This window comes from Stenotrophomonas sp. Steno-Z2 (assembly GCF_056393235.1).
On record NZ_JBWJOY010000002.1, the window covers coordinates 65,181 to 87,478 of the forward strand.

Annotated in this window: 22 protein-coding genes and 5 tRNA genes; 7 read left to right on the forward strand and 20 right to left on the reverse strand. The window is 69.0% G+C overall.

Translation table 11 applies throughout. The features are described from left to right. A complete protein-coding gene (locus tag AC06FP_RS05265) occupies window positions 1–348 on the forward strand; it encodes a BON domain-containing protein (RefSeq protein WP_456119284.1) in 348 nt (115 codons plus the stop codon). A gap of 283 nt (window positions 349–631) precedes the next feature. Here the strand turns inward: AC06FP_RS05265 and ligD are convergent, their stop codons facing one another. From ligD to AC06FP_RS05310, 9 genes are all read right to left on the reverse strand, one after another. Further along, entirely contained in the window at window positions 632–3,157 is a 2,526-nt protein-coding gene (gene ligD, locus AC06FP_RS05270) for a DNA ligase D (RefSeq protein ID WP_478074794.1), read from the reverse strand. Then, window positions 3,154–3,822: a GIY-YIG nuclease family protein gene (locus tag AC06FP_RS05275; protein WP_478074795.1), complete on the reverse strand. Its 669-nt coding sequence runs from the start codon at window positions 3,820–3,822 to the stop codon at window positions 3,154–3,156. The genes ligD and AC06FP_RS05275 overlap by 4 nt, the downstream gene beginning before the upstream one ends. A 2-nt stretch (window positions 3,823–3,824) precedes the next feature. Next, entirely contained in the window at window positions 3,825–4,724 is a 900-nt protein-coding gene (gene ku / locus AC06FP_RS05280) for a non-homologous end joining protein Ku (RefSeq protein WP_456119280.1), read from the reverse strand. A 79-nt stretch (window positions 4,725–4,803) separates the two neighbouring features. Further along, entirely contained in the window at window positions 4,804–5,379 is a 576-nt protein-coding gene (locus AC06FP_RS05285; RefSeq protein ID WP_478074796.1) for a cysteine hydrolase family protein, read from the reverse strand. Between the two features lie 15 nt (window positions 5,380–5,394). Further along, complete coding sequence (locus AC06FP_RS05290) at window positions 5,395–6,441, reverse strand: SDR family oxidoreductase (protein WP_478074797.1); 1,047 nt, start codon at window positions 6,439–6,441, stop codon at window positions 5,395–5,397. 40 nt (window positions 6,442–6,481) lie between these two features. Further along, on the reverse strand, window positions 6,482–6,694 hold the full coding sequence (locus AC06FP_RS05295) for a hypothetical protein (RefSeq protein ID WP_456119277.1): 213 nt from the start codon (window positions 6,692–6,694) through the stop codon (window positions 6,482–6,484). A gap of 151 nt (window positions 6,695–6,845) precedes the next feature. Beyond that, on the reverse strand, window positions 6,846–7,847 hold the full coding sequence (locus tag AC06FP_RS05300) for a DNA topoisomerase IB (RefSeq protein ID WP_478074798.1): 1,002 nt from the start codon (window positions 7,845–7,847) through the stop codon (window positions 6,846–6,848). Between the two features lie 239 nt (window positions 7,848–8,086). Further along, on the reverse strand, window positions 8,087–8,494 hold the full coding sequence (locus AC06FP_RS05305) for a low affinity iron permease family protein (RefSeq protein ID WP_456119275.1): 408 nt from the start codon (window positions 8,492–8,494) through the stop codon (window positions 8,087–8,089). 1,239 nt (window positions 8,495–9,733) lie between these two features. Beyond that, window positions 9,734–9,907 (reverse strand): hypothetical protein, encoded by a 174-nt coding sequence (locus AC06FP_RS05310; RefSeq protein WP_478074799.1) that lies wholly within the window; start codon window positions 9,905–9,907, stop codon window positions 9,734–9,736. Between AC06FP_RS05310 and AC06FP_RS05315 the strand changes: the two genes are divergently transcribed. From AC06FP_RS05315 to AC06FP_RS05330, 4 genes are all read left to right on the forward strand, one after another. Continuing rightward, window positions 9,875–9,950, forward strand: a tRNA-Ala gene (locus AC06FP_RS05315). The genes AC06FP_RS05310 and AC06FP_RS05315 overlap by 33 nt on opposite strands. Window positions 9,951–10,003: 53 nt before the next feature. After that, a tRNA-Glu gene (locus AC06FP_RS05320) sits at window positions 10,004–10,079 on the forward strand. 140 nt (window positions 10,080–10,219) lie between these two features. Next, window positions 10,220–10,295 (forward strand) — tRNA-Ala (locus AC06FP_RS05325). A gap of 47 nt (window positions 10,296–10,342) precedes the next feature. Continuing rightward, window positions 10,343–10,418, forward strand: a tRNA-Glu gene (locus AC06FP_RS05330). A gap of 77 nt (window positions 10,419–10,495) precedes the next feature. Here AC06FP_RS05330 and AC06FP_RS05335 read toward each other — a convergent pair. Further along, window positions 10,496–10,864, reverse strand: coding sequence for a response regulator (locus tag AC06FP_RS05335; RefSeq protein WP_478074800.1), 369 nt, complete (start codon window positions 10,862–10,864; stop codon window positions 10,496–10,498). Between the two features lie 121 nt (window positions 10,865–10,985). Here AC06FP_RS05335 and AC06FP_RS05340 point away from each other — a divergent pair. Next, window positions 10,986–11,072: transfer RNA gene (locus tag AC06FP_RS05340), tRNA-Leu, on the forward strand. A 130-nt stretch (window positions 11,073–11,202) separates the two neighbouring features. Here the strand turns inward: AC06FP_RS05340 and AC06FP_RS05345 are convergent. From AC06FP_RS05345 to ppsR, 10 genes are all read right to left on the reverse strand, one after another. After that, complete coding sequence (locus tag AC06FP_RS05345) at window positions 11,203–13,548, reverse strand: Tex family protein (RefSeq protein WP_478074801.1); 2,346 nt, start codon at window positions 13,546–13,548, stop codon at window positions 11,203–11,205. Between the two features lie 122 nt (window positions 13,549–13,670). Next, window positions 13,671–13,886 (reverse strand): hypothetical protein, encoded by a 216-nt coding sequence (locus tag AC06FP_RS05350; RefSeq protein ID WP_456119271.1) that lies wholly within the window; start codon window positions 13,884–13,886, stop codon window positions 13,671–13,673. 133 nt (window positions 13,887–14,019) lie between these two features. Beyond that, the gene (locus AC06FP_RS05355) at window positions 14,020–14,475 is read right to left on the reverse strand and encodes a hypothetical protein (protein ID WP_478074802.1); all 456 of its coding nucleotides are present in this window, start codon (window positions 14,473–14,475) and stop codon (window positions 14,020–14,022) included. Window positions 14,476–14,513: 38 nt separating this feature from the next. Next, entirely contained in the window at window positions 14,514–14,882 is a 369-nt protein-coding gene (locus tag AC06FP_RS05360; RefSeq protein WP_478074803.1) for a YfeK family protein, read from the reverse strand. Further along, window positions 14,879–15,943 (reverse strand): class III poly(R)-hydroxyalkanoic acid synthase subunit PhaC, encoded by a 1,065-nt coding sequence (locus tag AC06FP_RS05365; protein ID WP_478074804.1) that lies wholly within the window; start codon window positions 15,941–15,943, stop codon window positions 14,879–14,881. The genes AC06FP_RS05360 and AC06FP_RS05365 overlap by 4 nt, the downstream gene beginning before the upstream one ends. Further along, the gene (phaE, locus tag AC06FP_RS05370) at window positions 15,940–16,977 is read right to left on the reverse strand and encodes a class III poly(R)-hydroxyalkanoic acid synthase subunit PhaE (protein ID WP_478074805.1); all 1,038 of its coding nucleotides are present in this window, start codon (window positions 16,975–16,977) and stop codon (window positions 15,940–15,942) included. The genes AC06FP_RS05365 and phaE overlap by 4 nt, the downstream gene beginning before the upstream one ends. 54 nt (window positions 16,978–17,031) lie before the next feature. Beyond that, window positions 17,032–17,646: a CDP-alcohol phosphatidyltransferase family protein gene (locus AC06FP_RS05375; RefSeq protein ID WP_456119266.1), complete on the reverse strand. Its 615-nt coding sequence runs from the start codon at window positions 17,644–17,646 to the stop codon at window positions 17,032–17,034. Window positions 17,647–17,787: 141 nt separating this feature from the next. Then, a complete protein-coding gene (locus AC06FP_RS05380; RefSeq protein WP_478074806.1) occupies window positions 17,788–18,276 on the reverse strand; it encodes an NUDIX hydrolase in 489 nt (162 codons plus the stop codon). A 77-nt stretch (window positions 18,277–18,353) separates the two neighbouring features. After that, window positions 18,354–18,836, reverse strand: a complete 483-nt coding sequence (locus AC06FP_RS05385; protein ID WP_456119264.1) for a DUF1249 domain-containing protein — start codon at window positions 18,834–18,836, stop codon at window positions 18,354–18,356. A 46-nt stretch (window positions 18,837–18,882) separates the two neighbouring features. Beyond that, window positions 18,883–19,704, reverse strand: coding sequence for a posphoenolpyruvate synthetase regulatory kinase/phosphorylase PpsR (gene ppsR, locus AC06FP_RS05390; protein ID WP_478074807.1), 822 nt, complete (start codon window positions 19,702–19,704; stop codon window positions 18,883–18,885). A gap of 195 nt (window positions 19,705–19,899) precedes the next feature. Here ppsR and ppsA point away from each other — a divergent pair, with 195 nt between their 5' ends. After that, on the forward strand, window positions 19,900–22,278 hold the full coding sequence (gene ppsA, locus AC06FP_RS05395) for a phosphoenolpyruvate synthase (RefSeq protein WP_478074808.1): 2,379 nt from the start codon (window positions 19,900–19,902) through the stop codon (window positions 22,276–22,278). Window positions 22,279–22,298 lie beyond the last annotated feature (20 nt).

The window sequence follows — 22,298 nt, forward strand, 5'->3', positions numbered from 1 at the left end:
ATGAACACCGGCAAGATGAAGCATCTGCTGTTCCTGAGCATCGTCGCGACCGCCTGCGCGGGAGCCATCACCACCGTCCATGCCAGCGGGCAGACCACCGGCATGCAGCAGCAGGAATCGGTGCAGCCCGGCAGCGACACCTGGATCACCACCAAGGTCAAGGCCGATCTTCTCGCCACCAAGGACATTTCCGGCCTGGAGATCAAGGTCGAGACCGTCAACGGCGTGGTGACGCTGAGCGGCGACGTCGACTCGCAGGCCGAAGCGGACAAGGCGGTCGCCGTCACCCAGGGGATCAAGGGCGTCAGCCGCGTGGACAACCGGCTGGTGGTGCGCGGCAACCGGTGACGCCACCCGGGTGGCCCGTTGGCCCTGGCCGACGGGCGCCCCGCTGCTGCGAGCGCACGCCGCGCCCGGTGGCCTTACCTCGCCGCGCCGTACGCCGCTTCCGGGTCGCGTCTACGTGGCGGGCGGCGGCGCTCGTCCGGCAGCGGCTGGTGCGGCGGCGGATCCTGCACCTCGGGTTCGCGCGGATCGCGCGGCTCCTGGGGATCCTCGGGACCGGGGACCGGCGGCGGTGGCGGTGGCCGGCGCGACGGCGCGGCGGACGCAGCTCGTGCCGGGCGCATGCTCATTCCTCGCCCTTGCCTGCCGCGTACCCGGCCAGCCGCGCGGCGACCTTGTCCAGATTCTGGCGGATGCGGTCGTAATCGCCCCAGGGATGCTGCTTCATGCGCGCCATCCGACGCGGTGCCGACACGATGTCGTACGCATCGCCGCGCCGGACCCTGCCCAGTTCCTCCCAGCGCAGCGGCATCGCCACCGGCGCGCCTGCCCTCGCGCGCAGCGAGAACGACGCCACGCTGGTGGCACCGCGGCCGTTGCGCAGGTAGTCGACGAAGATGCGCCCCTTGCGCTGGCGCTTGCTCGCCGTGGCCACGTAGGCCAGCGGGTCGGAAGCGGCCATCGATTCGGCGAAGGCGCGCGCGAACGCCTTCACCCGCGCCCAGTCGCAGGCCGGCCGCAGCGGCACCACGACATGCAGCCCCTTGCCGCCGGAGGTGCGCACGAAGGACGCCAGCCCGAGCTCATGCAGGCGCTCGCGCACCCAGCGCGCCGCGGCGACCACCCGCGACCAGGCCACGCCGGTGTCCGGATCGAGATCGAACACGATGCGGTCGGCCAGGTCCGGCGCCCCGGCCTGCGCGCCCCAGGGGTGGAATTCCAGGGCGTTGAACTGCACCAGTTCGAGCAGGGCGGCCTCGTCGTGCACCACGATGTAGTCCGCGCTGGCGCCGTCCTCTTCCTCGACCGGAACCGAGCCGACGTGCTCCATGCCGGTCGGCAGGTGCTTCTGGAAGAAACACGGCCGCTCCGCGCCCTGCGGGCAGCGCACCACCGACAACGGCCGGCCGGCGATCTCGGGCAGCAGCCAGGGCAGCATCGTGCGGTAGTAGGCGAACACATCCTGCTTGCGGATGCCGGCGTCCGGATACACCACGCGGTTGGGGCTGGTCAGCGCCACCTCCTCGGTCGCCGCCGCGGCCTGCGGCTTCTTTTCCCTCTTGCCTGGCATGGGTTTCTCCCGAACGGGATCCGGCGCCGCGGCGCGCAGCGCGGCAACGCTCTTGTCGGCCCGGATCGTCTTGAACGACGCCTGCCGCAGCAGGCCGAGATTGCCGGTGCCGTGGTGGAACACCTCCACCACCATGGCCGGCTTGACCCACTGCACCTTGCCCAGCCCGGTGACCCCGGGGCCGAGGGCCACGCTGGGCGTGTCGCGGGCCAGCGGCGCCAGCCGCCGCACCAGTTCCTCCAGCATCGGCTCGTTGAAGCCGCTGCCGACCCGGCCGGCGTAGCGCCAGCCCCGGCGGCCTTCCGGCGCGGCCAGCAGCAGCGCGCCCAGGCCGCTGCGGCTGCCCTTGGGCGCGGTGAAACCCACCACCGCGAATTCGTCGGACTGGCGCTGCTTGATCTTGCGCCAGTCGTCGCCGCGACCGCTGCGGTACGGCGCGGCCGCGCGCTTGGAAATGATGCCTTCCAGTCCGCGCTCCAGCGCCAGCGCCAACGCCCCGGCGCCGTCCTCGGCCACGTGCGAGCTGTACACCAGCGGCGGCGCCACCTGTTCCAGCAGCGCGGCGAGCAGGGACTTGCGCGCGTCCTGGCGGCAGCCGGAGACATCGACATCGCCCAGCTGCAGGATGTCGAACAGCACGTAGGACAGCGGCGCGGCCCGCTCGCCGGACAAGGTGGCCTGCAGCAGGCCGAAATCCTGCTGCCGCCCGGCGCCGGCCACCAGCTCGCCGTCCAGCACCGCCTCCACGCCCAGCGCCTGCAGCGCCTGGACGATCGCCGGCAGCCGCTGCGTCCATTCCAGTTCATTCCGCGACCACAGCCGCACCTTGTCGCGGCCCAGCTGCGCGATCAGCCGGTAGCCGTCCCACTTGGCCTCGTGCAGCCAGCCCTCGCCCGCCGGCGCCGCCTCTACCAGGGTCGCCAGCTGCGGCGCATGGAAGGCCGGCGCGCGGCGGGTGCGGCGCGCCCCGGGCAGCTTCGCCGCGGCGGCCAGCAGGCGCCGCGTGCGCGCGGCATCGCCGCCTCCACGCTTCCGCGGCCGCGCGGCCTCCGCCGGCGCGCCTGGCGCCATATCGAGCAGGTCGTCGGCCTCCTTCTTCGCCGCATGGGCGTCGCGCGCCTTGAACAGCAGCCACTCAGGCTGCCGCCTGCGCCTGCCCGAACGCACCAGGTGCCAGCCGCCCTTGAGCTTGCCGCCATGCAGCTGGAAACGCAGGTGGCCCTTGGCGAGCTGTTCTTCAGCGTCGCCGTCGGTGCTCCACACGCCGTGGTCGAAGATCGCGACGTGGCCGGCACCGTACTGGCCCTCGGGGATGTCGCCCTCGAACCGCGCGTAGTCCAGCGGGTGGTCTTCCACCTCGGCCGCCAGCCGCTTCACCGCCGGATCCAGGCTCGGCCCCTTGGGCACCGCCCAGCTGCGCAGGGTATTGCCCACCTGCAGGCGGAAGTCGTAATGGCGGTGGCTGGCGTGGTGCAGCTGCACCACGAAGATCGGCTGTCCGCCCAGGCGGCGACGGCTGTCCGCCGCCGGCTCCGGGGTCCGTTCGAACTGCCGCTTGCGCCGGTAGTCGTACAGGCTCATGCGTGTTCCCCGTCCGCCCGCCCGGCCAGCGCCACGGGCCGCGATACCAGGCTGTTGCGTTCATGCCAGGCGCGCAGGCCGGGGGCATCGTCGTCGCCGGGCTCCACGTCGAGCAGCACGCAGGCATCCAGCGCGTCGCGCAGCAGGCCCAGCGGCGCGCTGCCGGCCGCCGGCGGCCAGAACTCGGCCGGGCCGAAGCGCTCGACCAGCGCCTGCACGCCGTGGCGGCGGTTCTCCTGCGCCTGCTGCAGGCGCTGGCGTACCCAGCCGCGCAGCGGCGCGTGCGCCACGAAGCCCCGCGCCACCTGCTCGTCGCGCCAGCCGGCCAGCAGCGACAGCGCGCCGCGCACCCATTCGGTGCGGCCGCCGGCCCGCGCCGGCACCAGCAGCGGCGCCGGCGCTGCATGCGGCCGCAGCCAGCGCTTGAGCGCCGTCTCCCAGCCCCGCGCCTCCCTCAGGGTGTCGGCCTCCAGCAGCCAGCCGGCGTCCAGGTCGAAAAGCTCGAAGTAGCGTGGGGAAAACGCCTGCATGCGCGTCAGCGGATCGTTGGCGATGCCCAGCTTGGCGTGGTCTTCGTTCGCGCACGGCAGGACATAGAGGAAGGTGGTGCCGCGCACGCGGCTGCCCATGCTGTCGACGGCGATGAGGCGGCGGCTTCCCGGCATCGTCAGGAAGAGGCCGTGCGGCGCGTGGATTTGCGCGCCTTCTTCGCCGGCGCCTTGCGTGCGGCCGCCTTCTTCGCCGGCGCGCGTTTGCTGGCGGGCGTGCGCTTCTTCTCGTCCAGGCTCTTCTGCAGCAGCGCCATGAAGTCGACCACGTTGGTGGTGGCGTCCTCCGGCTCCTCGCGCTCGTCGATGATGCGCGTGGTGGCGCCCTTGGCCTTCAGCCGCTTGCGGATGATGGCCTCGAGCCGGCCGCGGAACTCGTCCTGGTAGTCGTCCGCATGCCACGCCACCGACATCGACTCGATCAGGCTGGCGGCCATCTCCGCCTCGCGTTTGGAGATGCGGTAATCGGCCGGCTTGCCCTCGGGCAGCCTGTATTCGGCCGGATCCACCAGTTCCTGCGGGTAGCGCAGCATCAGCAGGATCAGGGCGTCGCCCTCGGGTACCACCGCGCACAGGTACTCGCGGGTGCGGATGACGACCCGCGCGATACCCACCCGGCCGGTGTCGCGCAGGGTCTCGCGCAGCAGCACATAGCCCTTCTCGGCCTTCTTGCCGGGGACGATGACATAGGGCTTTTCATAGAAGCGCAGGCTGATCTCGCCGCGATCGACGAAGGCTTCCACGTCGATGGAGTCATGCGTCTGCGGCGCCGCCGAGGCGATGTCCTCCTTGTCCACCACGACATAGCTGCCCTTGTCGTACTCGAAGGCCTTGACGATGTCCTTCCACGGCACTTCCTCGCCGGTTTCGGCATTGACCCGCTCGAAGCGGATCGGCTTGCGGTCGCGGGAGTCGAGCATGCGGAAGCTGATGTCCACCCGCCGTTCGCCGCTCATCAGCGACACCGGGACGTTCAACAGGCCGAACGACAGGGTTCCGGTCCAGATCGGACGCGCCATGGCATGCACACCGTTGTGGATTGCCGACAACGCTGGCCAATGGCGGCTAAAGCAGACGTGAAGAAGCGCCGGGCGGTTTTCACGCCTGCGCCGGAAACAGGCCGGGGACGCCGCGCGAGGTGGCCACCGGCGCCTCCAGCGAATGCGCGACGACCGCCAGCGCGTCGCGCTTGCGCCGCGGCGTGATCGCGGCCACGCAGTCGGCCGGCACCCACAGCTCGAACTCGTGCATCCTGGCGTCCAGCGCGGTGGCCAGTACGCAGGAGTCGGCGGCCACGCCGGCCAGCACCAGCCGCCGCACGCGCAGCTTCTGCAGCAGGATCGCCAGCGGCGTGGCATGGAAGGCCGAGTGCTTGGGCTTGAGCACGTGGTAGTCGTTCGCGCGCGGCGACAGCCGTTGCGCCACCCCCGCCGCATGGCCGCCGGCCTCGACGCAGGCGGCCACCAGGTCGCTGAACTGCCCCTGCCAGCGGGCGAAATTGTCGTTGACGTAGATCACCGGCTGCGCCGCCGCATCGAATCGGCGGCGCAGGCCATCGATGCGGGGGCAGATCGCCACGGCGCGCGCGCCGAGCGCGTCGCCGCCCTCGAAGTCGAACAGGTTGATCATGTCCAGGATGATCAACGCGGTCGCATTGGCCTTGCCGGGTGCCATGGCCGCTGCGTCGGCTCAGCCGCGCGGGCCGCCCATGACCGGCAGGACCGCGCCGCTGATGTAGCTCGCGGTCACCGGCGAGGCCAGGAACACATAGGCCGGGGACAGTTCCTCCGGCTGCGCGGGCCGGCCCATGTCGCTGTCCTTGCCGAACTTCGCCACCTCCGGCGCCTCCTTGTCCGCCGGGTTCAGCGGCGTCCACACCGGCCCCGGCGCGACGCAGTTGACGCGGATGCCGCGGCTCGACACCTGCGCCGCCAGCGACTTGGTGAAGGCGTGGATGGCGCCCTTGGTGGCCGAATAGTCGATCAGCGACGGGCTGCCGAACAGCGCAGTCTCCGAGCCGGTGTTGATGATGCTGGCGCCCTGCCCTAGATACGGCAGCACCGCGCGCGCCATCTGGATGTAGCCGGCGATGTTGGTCTGCAGGGTTTCCTGCAGGTGTGCATCGTGCAGGTCCTCGAGCCGGTGGCAGTGCAGCTGGAAGGCGGCGTTGTTGACCAGGATGTCGATGCCGCCGAGCGCTTCGTTCACCTGCCGCGCCGCCTGCTCGCAGAACGCCGGGTCGCGCACGTCGCCGCTGATGGCGATGCAACGCTGCCCCTCCTCGTCCACCGCCCTGCAGGTGGTCTGCGCGTCCTCATGCTCGTCCAGGTACAGGATCGCCACGTCGGCGCCTTCGCGCGCGAAAAGAATGGCCACCGCACGTCCGATGCCCGAATCGCCGCCGGTCACCAGGGCGCGCATGCCCTGCAGCTTGCCGCTGCCGCGATAGTCCGGCGCCAGGTAGCGCGGCTGCAGCTGCAGCTCATGCTCGTTGCCCGGCTTCTCCAGGCTCTGCGCCGGCATTTTCGTCGGTTGCCGCCGCGTGCCGGCCTGCACGCCGCCCTGCTCCTTTTCCGGCTTCTTCGCGCCCTGCTCCCTGGCCCGCGCCTGTAGCCCGCGCTGGCGTTCGGCGGTGCGCTCCGCCTCGCCGCCGGAGGCCTGCAGGGGGCTCTTTCCGGTGGGCGTGGATGCAGGGGATGTCGTCTTTTTCGGTGTCGTCTTCTTGCTGGCTGCCATGGCTCATGCTCCCGCGCGGGTTCGCCTGTCGCTCATCGCCTCACTGCCCCGCGTGGCGGGCACAGTGCTCGCAGCAATAGACCACGCCCCCGGCCTCCGCGCCGTGGCCGATGACCGCGCACCCGCAATGCGCGCAGCGCGGCGCCATCGCGTGGATCGCGCATTCGAAGGAATCGAAGGTGCGGGTCACCGCCCCCTGGGTGACCGTGAAGCTGTTCCGGTATTCGTTTCCGCAGACGTCGCAGGTCGCCATGGCGAACTCCTCGATCCTGATGGCCTGATGAGGCCTCGATTTTCGACGCGCCCCGGCTGCCCGCCCGTGAAAGGACGTGGAGGCGATGTGCATGGCGGGCGGCGAAGCAATGCCCCTGCAGGTGGAAACGAGCGAAACCGCTGCCGCGCGCTCAGCGATGGCAGGCGCGCAGCAGGCGCAGCGCCGCCGCTTCCAGTTGCCGGATGCCACGCAGCGTGCGCAGCGGCTCCAGCCGCCCGGCGCGCCAGGCGTCGAATACGCAGGGGTCGATATAGGACTTGCGGCACACCGTGGGTGTATTGCCGAGCATGCCGGCCACCGAGGCGATGACCTGGTTCTGCAGCGCCAGGCACTGCGCTTGGCTGGCGTCGTCGGGCGGCGGCAGGCGCGCCAGTTCCACCAGCGCGGTCAGGGTCGCGCCCCAGGTACGGAAATCCTTGGCGCTGAAGTCGTCGCCGGTCGCCTGCCGCAGGTAGTCGTTGACGTCGCCCGAATCGATGGGCCGCACCTGGCCGTCGTCGTCCTGGTATTGGAACAGCATCTTCCCGGGCAGGTCGTGGCAGCGCCGGATCAACGCCACCAGCCGGGCGTCGTCTATGTGCAGCACATGCACGCGGCCGGACTTTCCGGCAAAGCGTATCTGCGCCGTGCTCCTGCCGGGCAGGCTCACATGCCGCGCGCGCAGGGTGGTCAGGCCATAGGAATGGTTGCTGCGCGCATAGGCCGCATTGCCCACCCGCGCATAGGTCCGGCCCATCACCGAGACGACCAGGGCCAGCACCTTCTCGCGCGGCAGCCCCGGCAACGCCAGGTGCCTGCGCACCTGCCGGCGCAGCGCCGGCAACGCCTTGCCGAAGGCGAGGATGCGGTCGAATTTGTCCGTGCCCCGCTGCCGCACCCAGTCCGGGTGGTAACGGTACTGCTTGCGGCCACGCGCATCTCGGCCGGTTGCCTGCAGGTGGCCGTCGGCGCGGGCGCATATCCAGACATCGGTATAGGCCGGCGGGATCGCCAGGCTGCGTATCCGTTGCAGCACCTGCCGGTCGCGTACCGGCGCGCCGTCTCCGTCCACATAGCGGAAACCCTTTCCCGCGCGTACCCGGGCGATGCCGGGTTGCCCGTCGCGGACATGGCGCAGCCCGTTCTCACTCATGGCGACCGGCGGCTCCCATGGATCGGCTCAGATCGCAATCGCGTCCCCTGGCATCGCACGCCCCGGCCACTCACCAGGGCGGAACCGCCAGCACCAGCACAAGGACCAGCGCGATGGCGCCGATGAGCAGCATCCAGTGGCGTCGTTTCATCGGGAAGGCACCTCGCAGCAGGCAGATCGAAAAGGCGATGCGTCGCGCCCCGCGATGGAACCGCGGCCGGGCCGGGCCAGCTGGCCGCTCATGGCTCCACGTCCGGCATGCAGCGGTTCTTCTTCGCTTTCAGGTGCGCCGCGGTCTGCGCCAGGTCGGCGTAACGCATCCGGATTTCCTCCAGCTGTTCCTGGTCCAGCTCCTCCAGGTTGAGGAGTTCGTTGTTGGCCGCCTTGCTCGCCCGGATCAGCTCATCGAGCTTGATATGCACCGCGGCGGTGTCGGCGTTCTGCGTGTGCTGGATCAGGAACACCATCAGGAAGGTCACGATGGTCGTCCCGGTATTGATCACCAGCAGCCAGGTATCGTTGAAATCGAACAGCGGCCCCGTCAGTGCCCAGACCACGACGATGCCGCCGGCAACCGCGAACGCGCCAAACGACCCCGCGGCCAGCGCGGTCGCCGACGCGATCTTTCCGAACTTCTTCTTCAGCATGGCAGCTCCAACGACATGGCGACGCGGCTTTACTGCACCGCCATCGCACCGGACCAGATCGACTGCGCCATGACCGCCACGAGGGCGCCCAGCGTCATGTAGAGCAGGGCTGAAAGAGTCTGCGAGAACAACCGTTTCATTGCCCCTTCTCCTGCAGTACGACCGGAACGCATCTATAGCGCCCGCCTCGTGACCGGCACGGGAAGATCGGTGTAGATCCCGTGAGCGCATGCGGTGCGCTGCCAGCGTTCACGACACCACCGCGCAGCCGCGTTCAGGATGCGGGGCCTTCTGCCCCCGCGCAGCCGTGACTCGTCCTTAGGCGGCGGCGCACACGGCGGGTTCGGTCCGCCAGGGAAAAGCAGGGACGATGATCCTGCCGATGCCGGCCGGCAAACCCGCGTCGCCACCCTGCCGTCACGCAGGATGCATGCACCGGAACGAAGCCGCCGGATGAGCGGTATCGGGCATTGCGCATGGCAATGCACCCAAGCCCGCCGAGTACGCGCCTTCCGCTCGCCGCCGCAGCCCCCAATGTCCGCTCGATGCTGCATGTCTCGAGCGATCCGGAGCAGTTGCCAACGCCCCACCCCGTACCCGCCCCCAGGGCAAAGCGGTACGTCATGCGGGTGGACATCCGACATGTCGACGCCGCGGACTTCCTGCCCCGCCCGTGCTCCCCGCTCCACTGCTCCCCTGTCCCGGCTCCTTGCTCCCCGCCTCCCCCCGTTCCCTGTTCCCTGTTCCCCGTTCCCTGTTCCCTGTTCCCCTGCTCCCTTGGCAACAGCCAACGACTAACGACAGGCATCGTGGACCCGGTTGTCCCAGTAGCTGGAAAGAGCGAATCCGCGCTTCAGCCCCGCCCTGCGGTAGGCGGCCTCACGGCCTTTCCGTGCCTTCGCACAGGCATCTTCCCGGGGTCGTGCGTTGCGGCGCACAGCAGTGGAAGTGCCGGCGCGGCGCGGCTTCGGCCCGCTCCACAGCGGCTGCGATCCTGCGGCAGCCGCTGCCCCACGCACCGGTCCCGGCGGAGGCACGATCCAGGTCCTGGCCGGCGGCCCCCTGCATGGCGCCGATTGATAGGACACCTGGCCGCCATCGCTGCACTTGAACACCTGCACCGGCGCTGCCGGTTGCACGCCGACCACTGCCAGCAGGAGTAGATATCCGACTGTCGCCATCCCGGGCTCCATCGCCTGTCCTGGGTTCGATCATGCGCGGCAGCACGCAGGAGGAACATCAGGTGGAAGGACTGTCCACGGTCGGCGCACGGGCCGCTTCCATGTCGGAGAACCGTCCTCCGCGCATGTGAAGATTTTTTTTCACAAATGGCTTGCCCGGCCCGAAAAGCCCGGCTATCATTTCTTTCTCGGCAACAACGGGGCCATAGCTCAGCTGGGAGAGCGCCTGCATGGCATGCAGGAGGTCAGCGGTTCGATCCCGCTTGGCTCCACCACATCCGGACATTAGGCCGTCCGGGTCGCCGAAAAAACTTGATGAAGTTTACGCGTCCCCATCGTCTAGAGGCCTAGGACATCACCCTTTCACGGTGGCGACCGGGGTTCGAATCCCCGTGGGGACGCCATTCATCGAAAACAAAGACCCAGGTTGTTCAGGGTCTTTTTTGTTGGAGAAGCTGCCTGCCCAACAGGCAACGAGGAAGAAGAAAAAGCTTCCACTTCAACACCGGGTCCGGTATGATTCCGCGCTCGAAAATTTGGATACGGGGCCATAGCTCAGCTGGGAGAGCGCCTGCATGGCATGCAGGAGGTCAGCGGTTCGATCCCGCTTGGCTCCACCAAATCCGGACATTAGGCCGTCCGGGTTGCAGTACAACGAAGCACACGCGTCCCCATCGTCTAGAGGCCTAGGACATCACCCTTTCACGGTGGCGACCGGGGTTCGAATCCCCGTGGGGACGCCAATTCAAGGAAGCTCTGCCCAGGCAGGGCTTTTTTTGTTGCCCGGAACAAACGCAGGCCGCGCGCGTCGCAGCCCGTTTCACTCAGGCTGCAATACCTTGAGCAGCGCCCTGCGCAGGTCGCTGCCCATGTAGGGCTTGGCCAGCTTCGCGCCCGCATCGAACACCGCCGGCAGCCGCGCGGCCTCCATCCCGGTCGCGACCAGGAAAGGAATGCCGCGCGCGGCAAGCACCTCGGCCACCGGCGTGCTGTCCTCGTTGTCGGCCAGGCAGAAATCCAGGAAAGCCAGCTGCGGTTGCAGCCGGTCGATCATCTCCAGAGCGGACTGCACGGTATCGGCGACACCCACGACCTGCAGCCCTTCGCGCTCCAGTTGCAGCTGCAGCAGCGTCGCATTCAAGTCGTCGTTCTCCACGATCATCACACGCATGGAGTGCAGCGAACCCATCGCAATTCCCTGGTCCCGGATGACCGGAGTATAGCCAGCGGCGCCCGCCGGCACTTTGCGGAAAACACCGGCACGCACCTGCCCATCCCCGGAACCGTCGGCTATACTTGCGCCCCTGCCAGCCGAAGTGGCGGAATCGGTAGACGCAGCGGACTCAAAATCCGCCGCCCTTAAAAGCGTGTGGGTTCGAGTCCCACCTTCGGCACCAGCACGACGAAAAGCCAGGCCTCGCAGCCTGGCTTTTTTGTTTGCCCGCTTCCGGCACGGCATGGCGCGCGGCCATTGGCAGGCCCCATGCGCGGGGCCTGCGGTGGAGCAGCGCGGTCATCGTCCCCGCATCAGCCGCGGCGCGCCCTCGCGAAGGCTTCGGCCAGGGCGTTGTTCGCCGGCGGCGCGGCGGTGCCGGGCCGCGCGCCACGCGACGGCTCGCCGCGACCACCGTCGCGTCGCCCCGCATTGCCCTGCCCCGCGTTCTTGTCGGTGCGCCTGGCCGGCGCCGGGCTGTCGTCCAGGCGGCGGGTCAGCGCGATGCGCTTGCGGGCCACGTCGACCTCCAGCACCTTCACCTTGACGATGTCGCCGGCCTTGACCACGTCGCGCGGGTCCTTGACGAAGGTGTCCGACAGCGCGGAGATGTGGATCAGGCCGTCCTGGTGCACGCCGATGTCGACGAACGCGCCGAACGCGGCGACGTTGCTCACCACGCCTTCCAGCACCATGCCTTCGCGCAGGTCCTTGATGTCCTCCACCCCGTCGGCGAAGCGCGCCGCCTTGAACTCCGGGCGCGGATCGCGGCCGGGCTTTTCCAGCTCCTTGAGGATGTCGCGCACGGTCGGCACGCCGAACGTCTCGTCGGTGAACTGCTCGGCCTTCAGGCCGCGCAGGTAGCTGCCGTCACCGAGCAGCGCCTTGATCGGCCGCTGCGCGGCGGCGACGATGCGCTCCACCACCGGGTAGGCCTCCGGGTGCACGGCCGAGGCATCCAGCGGCTCGTCGCCATCGGCGATGCGCAGGAAGCCGGCGCACTGCTCGAAGGTCTTGTCGCCCAGGCGCGGCACCTTGAGCAGGTCGCGGCGGCGCCTGAACGGGCCGTTCTCGTCGCGGTGACGCACGATGTTCTCGGCCACGGTCGAGGACAGCCCCGATACGCGCGACAACAGCGCGGCCGATGCGGTATTGACGAATACGCCCACCGCGTTGACGCAGTCCTCCACGCGCGCGTCCAGCGCCTTGGCCAGGCGGAACTGGTCCACGTCGTGCTGGTACTGGCCCACCCCAATGGCCTTGGGCTCGATCTTGACCAGCTCGGCCAGCGGATCCTGCAGGCGCCGCGCGATCGACACCGCGCCGCGCAGCGACACGTCGAGGTTCGGGAATTCCCGGGCCGCGAACTCGGACGCCGAGTACACCGAGGCGCCCGCCTCGCTGACCACGACCTTCTGCAGCTTCGGGTTGTCGCAAGCCTTGATGACCTCGCCGGCGAGCTTGTCGGTTTCGCGGCTGGCGGTGCCGTTGCCGATCGCGATCAGCTCGACGTCGTGCTTGGCGCACAGGTGCTTGAGCGTCTGCAGCGACTGTTCCCACTGGCGCCTGGGCTCGTGCGGATAGATAGTCTCGGTGGCCAGCAGCTTGCCGGTGGCGTCGACCACCGCGACCTTGCAGCCGGTGCGGATGCCGGGGTCCAGGCCAAGCACGGTCTTCGGGCCGGCCGGCGCCGCCAGCAACAGGTCCTTGAGGTTGTCGCCGAACACGGCGATGGCCTCGGCTTCGGCCTTCTCCCGGGCCTGGTTGAACAGGTCCAGCAGCAGGTGCATGTGCAGCTTGGCGCGCCAGGTCAGGCGGCAGGCATCGAGCAGCCAGCGGTCCGCGGCACGGCCCTGGTCGGCAATGCCCGCCTTCCATGCGACGCGGCCTTCGGCGTACTGGTGCCCGGCTTCGGCGTCACTGCCCGGATCCAGTTCCAGGAACAGGATTTCCTCGCGGCGCGCGCGGAACAGCGCCAGCAGGCGGTGCGAGGGAATCTTCGCCAGCGGCTCGGCATGCTCGAAGTAATCGCGGTACTTGGCGCCTTCGGCCTCCTTGCCCTCGGCGACGCGCGCGCGGATCACCCCGACCTCGCCCAGCCACTGGCGCAGCTCGCCGACCAGCGCGGCGTCCTCGCCCCAGCGCTCCATCAGGATCGCGCGCGCGCCTTCCAGCGCGGCCCTGGTGTCGGCCACGCCCTTTTCGGCATCGACGAAACCGGCGGCGAAGACCTGCGGGTCCCGCGTGGGATCGGCCAGCAGGCCATCGGCCAGCGGCTCCAGCCCGGCTTCGCGGGCGATCTGCGCGCGGGTGCGGCGCTTGGGCTTGTAGGGCAGGTACAGGTCTTCCAGCCGCGACTTGGTGTCGGCGGCCAGGATGTCGTTGCGCAGCGCATCGCTCAGCTTGCCCTGTTCTTCGATGCTGGCCAACACCGCGGCGCGGCGGTCTTCCAGTTCGCGCAGGTAGGTCAGGCGCACTTCCAGGTTGCGCAGCTGGGTGTCGTCCAGGCCGCCGGTGACTTCCTTGCGGTAGCGGGCGATGAACGGAACGCTGGCGCCTTCATCCAGCAGCGCGATGGCGGCCTTGGCCTGTGCGGGCTGGGCGCCGATCTCCTCGGCGATGGTCTGCGCGATCTGCTGCGCGAGCTTGCTGTCTTGCATGGATTCCAGGGGCTACCGCTACTCGGGAAGCCCGCATTCTGGCAGCGCGTACCGGGAGGGGAAAGCCATTGACAGCCCGGCCCGGGGTTGCTTCGCGCGCTCGCGCCGTTGCGCCGCGGCGCCTACCCCAGATGCCGGTTCAGGCGCTGGAACGCGACGTCCTCGCGCAGGTTCTCCAGCACCATCACCCGCATCCGGCCCCTGCCGCTTACGTCCATCACCCGTTCCACATAGATTTCCGGGCCATCGTCGGTATCCATGCGGGTCTTGCTGAAGCCATAGGGCACCACGCCCTTCTCGCCATCCCTGCTGCCACCGATATAAAGAACGACTGCCATGGTGACCGGTACTCCTGTTGCATTTGTAACGGGCCCACTCTAGGTGGGCGGGCGTTACCAGGATGTACAAAAAAAGTTGATGCGCCATGACCGGCCGGTTGCGCTTTGAAGACGGAGCCTCGGCAGGCGCGATTCAGTAAAGGCCGGGCCACCAGCCACGCCCGTGCATCGCATAGCGGTCGGCCGCGCGCTCGAAGGGATTGCGCACGCCCACGCCGCCGCACAGCAGGTAGACCGGCAGGAACAGCGGCCCCAGCACCATGTACTGGAACACATGCGCGCGTTCATGGTCGCCCAGGCGCACCCGCGGATGCACGCAGCGGCCGGCACGGTGCTCGTAGGTCGTGCAGGACACGTCCAGCGTGTCGCCGGTATGCAGGATCACCATGCCCAGCGTGATGGCGCCCCCCGGGCCCCACGGCCAATGGTGGAACACCAGCGCGCAGTCGCGGCGGTTCCAGTGCGGCCGCGCGCCGGACGGCATTCCCGCCAGTCCGGCCAGCAGGCCGACCAGGGTATTGGGCGACGTCCACAGCGCGCCCAACACGCGCGCCAGGCGCAGCCCCCATGTCGCGGCGGACTCACGCATGGCCTGCCCTGTCGGCGGAGCGCCCCGGCATGGCTGCCTCACTGGCCGCGCAGGCGGGCCAGTTGCTGCTGGAACCAGGGCGCCGCCTCCTGCTCGGCCTGGCCCGGGCACGCTACCCGGTAAGGCTTGCCGCTCATGCTGCTGCGGCTGGCGGCACGATCGATGAACTGTTCGGCGGTGTCGGCCAGGCTGCGCCTGAGCAGGTAGTCGTACTTGCGCTGCAGATGGCTGCGCGCCTCATCCGCGCCGTACCAGCGGCCGTTGCGCTGGAAGCGGCAGCCGGAAGTTTCCAGCGCCCGCATCAATCCGCTGATCTCGCGCTGGGCGGTGGCGCCCGGCGCGGCGTGGAGCGTGGCGGGAACGGCGAGCAGCGCCAGCAGCGCCGCAGGAACGACGCGGCGTTTCATGGGCGCTTGCTCAGCCAGTCGTGGATGGCGGCGGGCACTTCACGCTGCGCCCGCGCGGAGACGTAGATGCCGATATGCCCGCCGCGGAAACCCAGTTCGGTGTAGTCGGCGGTGCCCGTCAGGCCTTGCAGCGCCCTGGAGGCCGCCGGCGGCACCAGGTGGTCCTGCTCGGCGTAGATGTTGAGCACCGGCATCCGCAGCTGCGCCAGGTCCACCGCCTCGGCGCCGATGCGGATGCCGTCATGCATCAGGCCATTGGCCTGGTAGAACTGCTTGACGAACTCGCGGAACGCCTCGCCGGCCAGGTCCGGCGAATCGAAGATCCATTTCTCCATGCGCAGGAAATCCTCCAGCGCCTGCCGGTCGTCGAGGATGTCCACCAGTCCCACGTACTTCTGCACGTTGAGCCGGAACGGCTTGAGCATCAGGTAACTGGCGTTCATCAGGTCGGCAGGCACGTTGCCCAGCGTATCGACGAACAGGTCCACGTCCACGTGCCGTGCCCAGTGCGAGAGCATGTTGTCCGGCGTGTGGAAATCCACCGGGGTGACCATCGTGATCAGATTGCGCACCTTGTGCGGGCGCAGCGCGGCGTAGCACAGCGAGAACACTCCGCCCTGGCAGATGCCGAGCAGGTTGGGCGCCCCGCCATGCTGCGCGCGCAGGTGATCGACGGCGCCATCGATGTAGCGCAGCAGGTAGTCCTCCAGCGTCAGGTAACGCTCGGAGCGGTCGGGGTAGCCCCAGTCCAGCACGTACACGTCCTGGCCGGCGGCCAGCAGCTTCTGCACCAGCGAGCGGCCGTCCTGCAGGTCCACCATGTAGGGGCGGTTGACCAGCGCGTAGACGATCAGCAGCGGCGGCTGCCCCGACGGCGGCTGCGCGCCGACGAAGCGGTACAGTTTGACCTTGCCGTCGCTCCAGACTTCCTCGCGCTCGGTGACGCCGTAGCCGACATCCTCCACGCCCGGCAGCAGCTTCAGGCCATCGGCCAGCTTGCGTTGCAGCTGCAGGGTTTCCTGCAGCAGGTCGTCCATGCCGAACCCCAGCGGCCCCTTCATGCCCTGCCTCCGCGCCGCGGGCTGGCCGGGCGAGGCGCGGCCTTCTTCGCAGTGACCGTGCGGGAACCGGCTGCCGGCTTCGCCTTCTTCGCCGCAGCGGGCTTTTTCTTTGCCGCGGGGGCGTCGGTGTCCCCAACCGGCGCCGGAGCAGGCCCGGCCCTGCCCGCCGCCATGCGCCGCATCCCGCGTTCCAGTTCGGCGATGCGGCGATGGGCCGCATCCATCTCGGTACGCGTCGGCACGCCCATCAGTTCGCAGGCGCGCTCCAGTTCCTGCCGGGTCGCGGCGCGCAGGCGCATCTGGGTATTGGCCAGATCGGCATAGAGGCGCTGGAAATCCTCGGACATGGCGACCGTGGCATAGGCCTCCTCGGCCGCGTCGATCCACAGGTCGAACATCGCGCGGGCGCTGGTGAGCTGGCTGCCGGGCGCTTCATGCTCGGCCAGCTTCGCCTCGAAGCGCCGGAATGCATCGTCCAGCACGCCGCGGATCGACGCGACGTAGGCCTCCATCCGCCCCTGGTGCTCGCGCTGCGCGCGCAGCAGGGCCTGCCAGCGCGCCTGGTGCTCGCGGGCCGGACCGAAGGCCGGGGCATTCAGCCAGTCCGCCTCTCCGAAACCGGACTGCAGCGCGTGCACGAAATTGCGCAGCCAGGGCTGGTCGCCCAGCGCGTTGCCGCCGCGGGCCGCGTCGAGCATCCCGCGCACCATGGCATCGCCCTGCCCTTCGACCGCTTCGCGCCAGGCGGCGGCGACCTCGCCGGCGCTGCTGTCGCGGCCGGCGAAACGGCCCGCGACCTGCTGCATCAGACCCAGCCAGTCGCCGGCCTGCTGCTGGAAACGGGCGCCAAGCTCCTGTACCTGCGGCGCGGCATCGACGCCGACCAGCCGGGTCCACTGCTCGATGCCTTCCCGCCACGGGAAACCGCTGGAGGACAGGCCTTCCCCCTGCCCCATGGCCTGCAGCCACGCCTCCCACGAGCGCTTCAGGCCGGCGTCGAAACCCGCGCTGTCGTTGTCGTCCGCCACTGCCATGCCCTGCTTCGCCGTTGTCGCGGCGATGATAGCAACGCCGCCGCGCTGCGGCGGTCAGGGCTTGGGAATATGCAGGGTCTTGCTGATCATCAGCGAACCGGACAGCGCGAACAGCAGCACCAGCGGATGCAACTGCCACGGCCCCAGCTGCCAGACGCCGCCCCACAGGGTGGCGCCGATCGCCTCGAAATGGGCGGCCACCGCCAGCAGGATCACCAGCGCCAGGCTGGTGGGGATCGGCGTGCCCTCGAAGTACGGAACCTTGTCCGAGTCGCCGGCGATCTCCTCGGCGGTGACGTTGTAGCGCGCCAGCCGGCTCACGCCGCAGCAGACGAAGTAACTCAATACCAGCCAGTCCCAGCCGCCCTGCATGCCACAGGCATAGGCCAGCGCGGCAGGCGCGACGCCGAAGGAAATCACGTCGGCCAGCGAATCCAGTTCGCGCCCCAGGGTGGAAGAGGACTGCCGCCAGCGGGCGATGCGCCCATCCAGCGCATCGAACACGAACGCCAGCGGAATCAGCGCCATGCCGAACAGCAGGAAGCCGCGCTGGCCGTCCTGCAGGAAGCGCATCGCGGCGAATATCGCGCCCGTGCCGCAGAACGCATTGCCCAGGGTGAACCAGTCGGCGAGCCGGAACTCGCGCAGCATGGAGAAGTGACGTTTCATGTCGGGTTTCCGCATCATGGCCGCGTCAGCCTAGCGCGATTGCGGTGAACACGGCCATGTCGGACCCGCACGGCGCGCGTGAGGCCGGGTGAGGCACGGCGAGCGGCGCATCGCGCGCAAACCGCGCGCCAGCTCCCGCCGTCACAGCCGCGTGTAGTTCCACGACTGCATGCGCCCGTCGCGGTATGGCATGACCCCGTGGAAAGGCCGCGGGTCCGCATCGAACACCAGCGGCAGGAAGTGGCGGTCGCCCTCCCACAGCGGCAGCGATTCGAGCCGATCCACCGGCACCCATTCCAGCGTGCCTTCCGGGTTCGACTGCAGCGGCGTGCCGGTCCAGTCGTCGATCACGAACACGAAGGCGAACCAGTCCTCGCCGTGCTTGCCGAAGCCCGGCCAGCTGAGCGTGCCACGCAGGCGCGTGGTGCCGCATTCGATGCCGGCTTCCTCGCGGATCTCGCGGTGCATGCAGGCCAGCACGTCCTCGCCCGGCTCCATCTTGCCGCCCAGCCCGTTGTACTTGCCCAGGTGCAGGTCGCCCGGACGGGTATTGCGGTGGATCATCAGGGCCTGGGTGCCGTCCCTGGACAGCACGTAGCCGAGGGTGGCGAGAATCGGGGTATAGGGCATCGGAATCGGGAGCGCGGCGGAAAGCGCGCAGTATGACCGATCGCGCCGCCTCCACAGGAACGCGGCGGAGCGCGCGCCTACATCAGCACGTTGGCGTCTTCAGTCCGGTGCAGCGTGGCCACGCCATGCCCGCGCTCGGCCAGGTACTCCAGCCACTTGCCGAGGAAGGTGTTCATGCGCAGGCGGTGGCTGACCAGTTCGTCGGCCGGCGGATACATGCCCATCACGTCCTGCCAGCGTCGCCCGACATAGCAGTGCGTGGTCTCCACCTGCCGCGCATCGCGGTACAGCCGCACGTAGGCCGAAGGATCCGGCTCGCCGGTCAGCGGGTCGAGGATGCCGTAGGTCATGCGCAGCTCGACCGTGTAGCGATGGCATTCGATCACGTCCAGGTACAGGTCCAGCCCGTCGCCGATGGAGGAAACGTAGCGCCCCTCGTGCAGGTGGTCCGGCGCGAACAGCCGCACCAGGTGCAGGTAGTTCTCCGCGTACAACCCCATCAGCCAGCCGAGGCGGCTGAGCCGGGGGATGCGGTCGACGCGGGAAAGGGCCTGGTTCATGGCGTGATCGTACACGGCCGGCACCGCCGCGGCATGCGGCGGGCTTTCAGAACATCTCGCGCTGCAGCCCCAGCGTGCCCAGCACCTTGCTGGAAATCTCCTCGATCGAGGTGTGCGTGGTGCTCAGGGTCGGGATGCGCTCCATCCTGAACATGGTTTCGGCGGCGGCCACCTCGCGCCGGCAGACCTCGGCGCTGGCATAGCGCGAGTTGGGCCGGCGTTCTTGGCGGATCTGCTGCAGCCGCTCCGGGTCGATGGTCAGGCCGAACAGCTTGTTGCGGTAGGGGCGCAGGCGCGGCGGCAGGCGGTCGCTTTCCAGGTCTTCCTCGGTCAGCGGGTAGTTGGCCGCGCGGATGCCATAGTGCAGCGCCAGGTAGATGCAGGTCGGGGTCTTGCCGGCGCGGGACACGGCCACCAGCACCACGTCGGCCTCGTCGTAGTTCACCGCGATGCCGTCATCGTGGCTGAGGGCGAAGTTCATGGCGTTGATGCGGCGGTGGTAGGTGTCGAAGTCCACCATGCCGTGCGCCTGGCCGATCCGGGAATGGCGGGTCGCCTCCAGCTCCTGCTCCAGCGGGCCGATGAAGGGCACGAACACGTCCAGCACCAGCGCCCCGCTCTCCTCCAGGATCCGCCCCAGCGCCGAGTCCACGCAGGAGCTGACCACGATCGGCCGCACCTGGTAGCGCTCCCCCGCGGCGCGAATGCGGCGCGCGGCGTCGTGCGCCTTGTCCGCATCGTCCACGAACGACATGCGATCGGTGACGAAACTGAAGCCGGAGAACTGGGTCAACAGGCTGTGGCCCACGGTTTCGGCGGTGATGCCGGTACCGTCCGAGACATAGAACACCGGCCGGATCGCCGTCATGAAGGACTCCTTGGAGGGGTGGATGGCGGCGGGGCCAGGCCGATGGCCCGCCCCTGTCCCGGGAAAGACAAGCACAAGACAAAGTAATGTCACAAGCTTGTGCCGCTTAGGTGTGCACTGCATCATATTGGCTTCTTCCTACGGACGTGGCCATACCAGCCCGCCTCGGGCGATGGCCTCAACGGAGCATCGCGCTTGAACGAGAACATCCTGTGGTTGCATGAGCTGCGCCTGGCCGACCTGGCCCGCGTGGGTGGCAAGAATTCCTCGCTCGGCGAGATGATCGGCAACCTTGCCGGCCTGGGGGTCTCGGTGCCTGGCGGCTATGCCACCACCGCCGAGGCGTTCAAGGACTTCATCGCCCACAACGACCTGTCCAAGCGCATCTTCGACCGGCTGGCGACGCTGGACGTCGAGGACGTCAACGCGCTGACCGCCGCCGGCGCCGAAATCCGCGGCTGGGTGATCGACGCCCCGCTGCAGCCGGCGCTGGACAAGGACATCCGCGACGCCTACGCCCGCCTGTGCGCCGACAACGGCGGCGGCGACGTGGCCGTGGCGGTGCGCTCCTCGGCCACCGCCGAGGACCTGCCCGATGCCTCCTTCGCCGGCCAGCAGGAAACCTTCCTCAACGTCACCGGCGCCGACGACGTCGTGCGCAAGGTCAAGGAAGTGTTCGCCTCGCTCTACAACGACCGCGCCATCGCCTACCGCGTGCACCACGGCTTCAAGCACGAGGACGTGTTCCTGTCCGCCGGCGTGCAGCTGATGGTGCGCTCGGGCGTGGGCTCCTCGGGCGTGCTGTTCACCCTGGACACCGAATCCGGCTTCCGCGACGTGGTGTTCGTCACCTCGTCCTTCGGCCTGGGCGAGATGGTCGTGCAGGGCGCGGTCAACCCGGACGAGTTCTACGTCTACAAGCCCACCCTGCAGGCCGGCAAGCCGGCGATCCTGCGCCGCGCGCTCGGCAGCAAGGCGATCCGCATGGTGTATTCGGACGTCCCCGGCGAGCGCGTCAAGGTCGAGGACACCCCGGCCGAGCTGCGCAGCACCTTCTCGATCAGCGACGAGGACGTGGCCGAACTGGCGCGCCAGGCGCTGACCATCGAAAAGCACTACGGCCGCCCGATGGACATCGAGTGGGCCAAGGACGGCGTGAGCGGCAAGCTGTTCATCGTGCAGGCGCGCCCGGAGACGGTGAAGTCGCGCAGCCACGCCACCCAGATCGAGCGCTTCGCGCTGACCGAAAAGGGCGGCAAGGTGCTGGCCGAAGGCCGCGCCGTCGGCGCCAAGATCGGCGCCGGCGTGGCCCGCGTGGTCAGGACCCTGGACGACATGAACCGCGTGCAGCCGGGCGACGTGCTGATCGCCGACATGACCGACCCCGACTGGGAGCCGGTGATGAAGCGCGCCTCGGCCATCGTCACCAACCGCGGCGGCCGCACCTGCCACGCGGCCATCATCGCCCGCGAACTGGGCGTGCCGGCCGTGGTCGGCTCGGGCAACGCCACCCAGGTCATCGAGGACGGCCAGCTGGTTACCGTCAGCTGCGCCGAGGGCGACACCGGCTTCATCTATGAAGGCAAGCTGGGCTTCGAGCGCGCCACCACCGACCTGGGCAACATGCCGCCGGCGCCGCTGAAGATCATGATGAACGTGGCCAACCCGGAACGCGCCTTCGACTTCGGCCAGCTGCCGAACGCCGGCATCGGCCTGGCGCGCCTGGAAATGATCATCGCCAGCCACATCGGCGTGCATCCGAACGCGCTGCTGGAGTACGACCGCCAGGACGCGGCGACGAAGAAGAAGATCGACGAGAAGATCGCGGGCTACAAGGATCCGGTGAGTTTCTACGTGGACCGCCTGGCCGAGGGCATCGCCACCCTCACCGCCTCGGTCGCGCCGAACCCGGTGATCGTGCGCCTGTCGGACTTCAAGTCCAACGAATACGCCAACCTGATCGGCGGCAGCAAGTACGAACCGCACGAAGAGAACCCGATGATCGGCTTCCGCGGCGCCAGCCGCTACGTCGATCCCAGCTTCGCCAGGGCCTTCGCGCTGGAATGCCAGGCCGTGCTGCGCGTGCGCAACGAGATGGGCCTGGACAACCTGTGGGTCATGATCCCGTTCGTGCGCACCCTGGAGGAAGGCCGCAAGGTGGTCGAGGTGCTGGCCCAGAACGGCCTGAAGCAGGGCGAGAACGGCCTGAAGATCATCATGATGTGCGAAGTGCCGTCCAACGCGCTGCTCGCCGACGAGTTCCTGGAGATCTTCGACGGTTTCTCGATCGGCTCCAACGACCTGACCCAGCTCTCGCTCGGCCTGGACCGCGATTCCTCGATCGTCGCCCACCTGTTCGACGAGCGGAACCCGGCGGTGAAGAAGCTGCTGTCGATGGCGATCAAGGCCGCCCGCGCCAAGGGCAAGTACGTCGGCATCTGCGGCCAGGGCCCGTCCGACCATCCGGACCTGGCCGAGTGGCTGATGCAGGAAGGCATCGAGTCGGTGTCGCTGAACCCGGACACCGTGGTCGACACCTGGCTGCGCCTGGCCAGGAGCAAGGCTGCTTCCTGAGGCCGGCACACGCAGCAGAA

What these genes read in the sequence shown, in the direction of transcription:
- AC06FP_RS05265 (WP_456119284.1), top strand. Translation starts at nt 1, where the DNA reads ATGAACACCGGCAAGATGAAGCATCTGCTGTTCCTGAGCATCGTCGCG.
- ligD (WP_478074794.1), bottom strand. Translation starts at nt 3,157, where the DNA reads ATGAGCCTGTACGACTACCGGCGCAAGCGGCAGTTCGAACGGACCCCG.
- AC06FP_RS05275 (WP_478074795.1), bottom strand. Translation starts at nt 3,822, where the DNA reads ATGCCGGGAAGCCGCCGCCTCATCGCCGTCGACAGCATGGGCAGCCGC.
- ku (WP_456119280.1), bottom strand. Translation starts at nt 4,724, where the DNA reads ATGGCGCGTCCGATCTGGACCGGAACCCTGTCGTTCGGCCTGTTGAAC.
- AC06FP_RS05285 (WP_478074796.1), bottom strand. Translation starts at nt 5,379, where the DNA reads ATGGCACCCGGCAAGGCCAATGCGACCGCGTTGATCATCCTGGACATG.
- AC06FP_RS05290 (WP_478074797.1), bottom strand. Translation starts at nt 6,441, where the DNA reads ATGGCAGCCAGCAAGAAGACGACACCGAAAAAGACGACATCCCCTGCA.
- AC06FP_RS05295 (WP_456119277.1), bottom strand. Translation starts at nt 6,694, where the DNA reads ATGGCGACCTGCGACGTCTGCGGAAACGAATACCGGAACAGCTTCACG.
- AC06FP_RS05300 (WP_478074798.1), bottom strand. Translation starts at nt 7,847, where the DNA reads ATGAGTGAGAACGGGCTGCGCCATGTCCGCGACGGGCAACCCGGCATC.
- AC06FP_RS05305 (WP_456119275.1), bottom strand. Translation starts at nt 8,494, where the DNA reads ATGCTGAAGAAGAAGTTCGGAAAGATCGCGTCGGCGACCGCGCTGGCC.
- AC06FP_RS05310 (WP_478074799.1), bottom strand. Translation starts at nt 9,907, where the DNA reads ATGCAGGCGCTCTCCCAGCTGAGCTATGGCCCCGTTGTTGCCGAGAAA.
- AC06FP_RS05335 (WP_478074800.1), bottom strand. Translation starts at nt 10,864, where the DNA reads ATGGGTTCGCTGCACTCCATGCGTGTGATGATCGTGGAGAACGACGAC.
- AC06FP_RS05345 (WP_478074801.1), bottom strand. Translation starts at nt 13,548, where the DNA reads ATGCAAGACAGCAAGCTCGCGCAGCAGATCGCGCAGACCATCGCCGAG.
- AC06FP_RS05350 (WP_456119271.1), bottom strand. Translation starts at nt 13,886, where the DNA reads ATGGCAGTCGTTCTTTATATCGGTGGCAGCAGGGATGGCGAGAAGGGC.
- AC06FP_RS05355 (WP_478074802.1), bottom strand. Translation starts at nt 14,475, where the DNA reads ATGCGTGAGTCCGCCGCGACATGGGGGCTGCGCCTGGCGCGCGTGTTG.
- AC06FP_RS05360 (WP_478074803.1), bottom strand. Translation starts at nt 14,882, where the DNA reads ATGAAACGCCGCGTCGTTCCTGCGGCGCTGCTGGCGCTGCTCGCCGTT.
- AC06FP_RS05365 (WP_478074804.1), bottom strand. Translation starts at nt 15,943, where the DNA reads ATGAAGGGGCCGCTGGGGTTCGGCATGGACGACCTGCTGCAGGAAACC.
- phaE (WP_478074805.1), bottom strand. Translation starts at nt 16,977, where the DNA reads ATGGCAGTGGCGGACGACAACGACAGCGCGGGTTTCGACGCCGGCCTG.
- AC06FP_RS05375 (WP_456119266.1), bottom strand. Translation starts at nt 17,646, where the DNA reads ATGAAACGTCACTTCTCCATGCTGCGCGAGTTCCGGCTCGCCGACTGG.
- AC06FP_RS05380 (WP_478074806.1), bottom strand. Translation starts at nt 18,276, where the DNA reads ATGCCCTATACCCCGATTCTCGCCACCCTCGGCTACGTGCTGTCCAGG.
- AC06FP_RS05385 (WP_456119264.1), bottom strand. Translation starts at nt 18,836, where the DNA reads ATGAACCAGGCCCTTTCCCGCGTCGACCGCATCCCCCGGCTCAGCCGC.
- ppsR (WP_478074807.1), bottom strand. Translation starts at nt 19,704, where the DNA reads ATGACGGCGATCCGGCCGGTGTTCTATGTCTCGGACGGTACCGGCATC.